The 4,028-nt window shown below is 69.9% G+C and carries 5 protein-coding genes; all 5 read right to left on the reverse strand.

Features of this window, described 5'->3' with window-relative positions; genetic code table 11:
* Positions 1-233: 233 nt before the first annotated feature.
* Positions 234-1,472 carry a cytochrome P450 gene (locus VGH85_16155; protein ID HEY2175340.1) on the reverse strand — a complete coding sequence of 413 codons (1,239 nt, stop codon included), beginning with the start codon at positions 1,470-1,472 and terminating at the stop codon, positions 234-236.
* Positions 1,472-2,122 (reverse strand): ATP/GTP-binding protein, encoded by a 651-nt coding sequence (locus tag VGH85_16160; GenBank protein ID HEY2175341.1) that lies wholly within the window; start codon positions 2,120-2,122, stop codon positions 1,472-1,474. The genes VGH85_16155 and VGH85_16160 overlap by 1 nt, the downstream gene beginning before the upstream one ends.
* Positions 2,100-2,456, reverse strand: coding sequence for a DUF742 domain-containing protein (locus tag VGH85_16165; GenBank protein ID HEY2175342.1), 357 nt, complete (start codon positions 2,454-2,456; stop codon positions 2,100-2,102). The genes VGH85_16160 and VGH85_16165 overlap by 23 nt, the downstream gene beginning before the upstream one ends.
* A gap of 7 nt (positions 2,457-2,463) precedes the next feature.
* A complete protein-coding gene (locus tag VGH85_16170) occupies positions 2,464-2,859 on the reverse strand; it encodes a roadblock/LC7 domain-containing protein (GenBank protein HEY2175343.1) in 396 nt (131 codons plus the stop codon).
* Positions 2,856-4,028: ATP-binding protein (locus VGH85_16175; GenBank protein HEY2175344.1), on the reverse strand; the 1,173-nt coding region annotated here is incomplete at its 5' end. The genes VGH85_16175 and VGH85_16170, both read right to left, overlap by 4 nt.

The raw sequence follows: 4,028 nt of genomic DNA on the forward strand, positions 1-4,028 counted from the left end.
CTGGGGGAGCCAGTCGCGGTGGTTGTCGTGCTCTCGGGGGTGTCCGGGGAGAAGGGGCAGGGCACGGGGCCTCCGTTGCACGTGAGCCGAGAATTCGGCTATGAATATTCGCGGTAATGAATTACTTCCGCGTCAATAAAACTTCCCGGGAAGGGCGTTGTCTAGGTTTTCATGCAATTGCGTTTTCCTTGCAGCTCGGCAGGCTGAAAAACTCTACGGGGGTGATTTTCCACCTATGCCGTTCGCGGGGCGAAGATCACGGGCAGGGTGCCCGGGCAGCGCGTCCACGGCGACGGGAGACGGACGATCTCGTCCGCGGACACGGCCAGGCGCAGGCCGGGCAGCTGATACAGGGCAGTTTCGACCGAGGTGCGGACGATGACCCGTGCGGGCACGTGCGCGGGGCAGATGTGCGGGCCGCCGCTCCACGCCAGGTGCGCGCGGTTGCCGAGTTCGCTCCACGGGTCGTCGCTATGGACGCGCGGGTCCGCGTTGGCGGCCCCGAACGCGAGGATGAGCGGGTCGCCCTGCTCGATGGGCTGCCCCGCGAGTTCGGTGTCGCGAAGCGCGTACCGGGCGGGCAGGTTGGACAACGGCGGTTCGCGCCAGAGCACCTCGTCGAGGGCGTCGTCGATGCCGAGCCGCCCGCCGAGCATCCGGCCGGCGAAACGGAGGTCGGTGAGGAGCAACTGCAGGGCGGAGCCGATCCAGGCCATGGTGCACTCGGCCGCGCCCGCGATCATCAGCGCCATCGACTGGGCTCGCTCGAAGTCGTTCTCCATGTTCGGGTGCTGGACGATGACGGTGGTCATATCCTCGGCCGGCTCGGCCTGGCGGAGATGCACCAAGTCCATCATGATCTCGGTGAACCGGTCGTTTCCGGTCTGCGCGTCCGCTCCGTTGGTGGACAGGTCCATCATCGCGCGGTGCATCTCGTGCGCCTGGTCGAGGCCGAGGCCGAGCATGCGGCCCACCGTCAGTGTCGGGATCATCATCGCGTACTCGCTCAGCAGGTCGGCTTGGCCTCGCGGCGCGAATCCAGAGATCAGCGACTCGCAGACCTCCGTGGTCTGCTCCCGGGTGTGGCGTATCTTCAGCCTGGCCACCGCCTCGTCCAGTGGCGCACGCAGCCGGCGGTGCTCGTCCCCGTCCGAGAAGTAGGCGTTCGGCCGGGCGGCCATCATCGGCAGCAGCGGCGAGTCCGGGTTGACCATTCCCTCGCCCAGGTCCCGCCAGTGCGACGAGTTCTTCGCGAACAGCCGCTCGTGGCGCAGGACATGCATCATCTCTTCGTAGCCCATGACGAGCCAGCCATTGATGCCCGGCTCGAGCTCCACGGGAGCGACCTCGCCCCATTGCGCTCGCAGCATCCGATACACAGCTTGCAGGTCGGCGTGCGCGTTGATCTGTCCTACCGGAGTCAGGTCGCGCAGGTCAGCGAGGCGGCCGGCCACGTGGGCGGGGGATGTCATCAGGACAACACCTTCTGTGCGGAGAGGGCGTGCTCTATCAGGGTGATCAGGCTCTGCACCGATCCCGGACGCTCCCTGGCGTCGCATTCGACGACGGGCGTGCGCGGCGGAAGGTCGAGCGCCTCGGCGAGCTCGTCCGTTCCGTACCGGGGGCTGTCGGGGAAATGGTTGATCGCGACCGCGAACGGCAGCGCGGGGGAGTGGGTCTCCAGCTGGTCGAGCACCTCGAAGCTCTGCTCCAGGCGCCGGGTGTCCACTAGGACGAGCGCGCCGACGGCGCCCTCGGCCAGGCCCTCCCACAGGTCCCAGAACCGCCGCTGGCCGGGCGTGCCGAACAGGTACAGCACCAGCGTAGGCGTCACCGTGACGCGACCGAAGTCCATCGCCACGGTGGTGGCTCGTTTGCCTTCCAGCCCGGCCAGGTCGTCGACGCCGATGCTCGCGGTGGTCATCAACTCCTCGGTGCGCAGCGGTTCGATCTCGCTGACCGAGCCGATCAGCGTGGTCTTCCCGACGCCGAACGCGCCGACCACCAGGATCTTCGCCGACCGCTCCACGGTCTCGGCGACGTACCGGCCGGAGTTCTTCCCGCCGTCGGCTCGGGTGCTGGTATCGGCCTCGGCCGGCTCAGCGGAGTTTGCGAAGGCCATTGAGCAGCTCCTCGAGAAGGTCTGAGCTCACCGGCGCGCTCGCCGGCGTACGCACGGACAAGTGGCCGGAGTCGATCAGGTCAGAGGCCACCACCATGACCACGCTGACCGGCAGTTCGAGGTGGACGGCGGCCTCTGCCAGCGACAACAGCCGCCTGCACGTGCCGAGCAGCGCGCGCTCCGTGCGGCTCGCGGACACCGGCAGCGGCCCGGCGGGAGAGGCCGCGACCACCAGTGTCTCCGGCCGGACTGTGTTCCTGGTCGGGGCGGCACGGCCGCCGGTCAGGACGTATGGCCGCACCGGGCGGTCGCGGTACTCGCCTGGGCTAGTCATGCCCCGCTCAGTTCTCGCGGGTCGGGGTGGCGAGGTTGGGGGCGCCGATCTTCAGCACCTGCGCCTGCATCTGCTGGGCGATCAGCGCGGGGTCCACCACCTGCTCGGTGACGACCGCCAGGTGCGACCCGTCGCCGGCGCCGCGGATGAACAAGAAGCCGCCGTGGCCGTCGAACTCCACCATCACCTGGCGGGAGGTGCTGCCCCCGTCCGCGAACCGCCTGGCCAGACTCTGCCCTATCGACTTCAGCCCGGCACAGGCCGCCGCCAGCCGGTCGGCGTCGTCCTTGCTGGTCTGCTCCGAGCGCGCCCGCACCAGGCCGTCGGCCGACAGCACCACCGCGTGCCGGATGCCCCGGACACCGTTTACCTCGTCCAGCATCCAGTTCTGGTCGACAGTCATCCCTGCTCCTGCTGCTCTGTCGAGTTGTCCTCGAGGCCTGCTGAATTGTCGTCGGGCGCCGGTTCGCCGTCTGGCGTCGCCGTGTTCAGGAACGCGCCCATCCAGGCGCCGGCCTCGGCCGGGCTCGGCTGCGCCATGGTCCGTGCGCCCTCCGTGATCCCGGTTACGGCCGACGGACCGGTTCCGGCGGCGGACGTCGTGGATGTCGCTGAGGCGGCGGAGTGCCGGGGCGAATGCCTGCGGGGAAGTCCGCGCTGGGGGGTGTCCGTCGCCGTCGCGGAGGCCTCCGGCGCCCGGGCCGCGGGCACCGGAGCCGTCGGCACGGAGGCGGATTCCGCGGGCTCCACGGTCTCCACCAGCTCAGACGGTATGCCCACGATCGCCCGGACGCCGCCGTACACCGACTCGGACAGGTCCACCCGGAAGCCGTGCCTCCGGACGTACTGGCCGACCACCGCCAGCCCGGTCTGCGGGAACTCCCCGAGTTTCTCCAGGCCGACCCGCTCTTTCCCAGCGGCGATCGCACGGACCTGCGCGAGCCGGTAGTCATCAAGACCGACGCCGCAGTCGTGCACCTCGATGACCGCACCACGCTGTACGGCGAGGACGGCGACCGGCACCTGAGTAGACGGCGGAGAGGACTGGGTGGCGTTGCCCAGCAACTCGGCGACCAGGTGGATCAGCGGCTCGACGACCGCCGGCACCGCGGCGATGTCCGGGTCGCCCGCTACCTCAATCCGCCTGTAGGCGATGATCCGGCCAGCGGCGGCGCGGACCACGTCGACCAGCGGGAGCGGATCCTGCCACTGCTGGCCGGGCCGTTCTCCGAGCAGCACGGCGATGCTCTGCGCGGTGCGGGCCTGCTGGGCGGCGGCGTGGTCGACCCGCATGCTCACGTCCAGCACGCCGGCGTCACCGGGATGCCGGTCCGCCATAAGCGTCGCCTCCTCCTGGATGCGGTGCGCCGACACCTGCACGCGGCGAGAGAGCGCCACGACGGCGGAGCGCATCGACGCCTGCTGGTCGGCCCCCGAGCTGGCGGCTTCCATCGCCATCTCGAGCAGCTTGGCGAGCTCGGCGTCGATCCCGGTCGCCGCGGGGGGCGGCGTCACGCCCTCGATCGCGGCCGGGATGCGCTCGGTCAACGTGTACCGGACGGCGTCGCTCAC

The sequence above is a fragment of the Mycobacteriales bacterium genome (assembly GCA_036497565.1).
Lineage (GTDB): Bacteria > Actinomycetota > Actinomycetes > Mycobacteriales > QHCD01 > DASXJE01.

Coding starts and splice junctions, on each gene's coding strand:
- VGH85_16155 (HEY2175340.1), bottom strand. CDS start 1,472: ATGACATCCCCCGCCCACGTGGCCGGCCGCCTCGCTGACCTGCGCGAC.
- VGH85_16160 (HEY2175341.1), bottom strand. CDS start 2,122: ATGGCCTTCGCAAACTCCGCTGAGCCGGCCGAGGCCGATACCAGCACC.
- VGH85_16165 (HEY2175342.1), bottom strand. CDS start 2,456: ATGACTAGCCCAGGCGAGTACCGCGACCGCCCGGTGCGGCCATACGTC.
- VGH85_16170 (HEY2175343.1), bottom strand. CDS start 2,859: ATGACTGTCGACCAGAACTGGATGCTGGACGAGGTAAACGGTGTCCGG.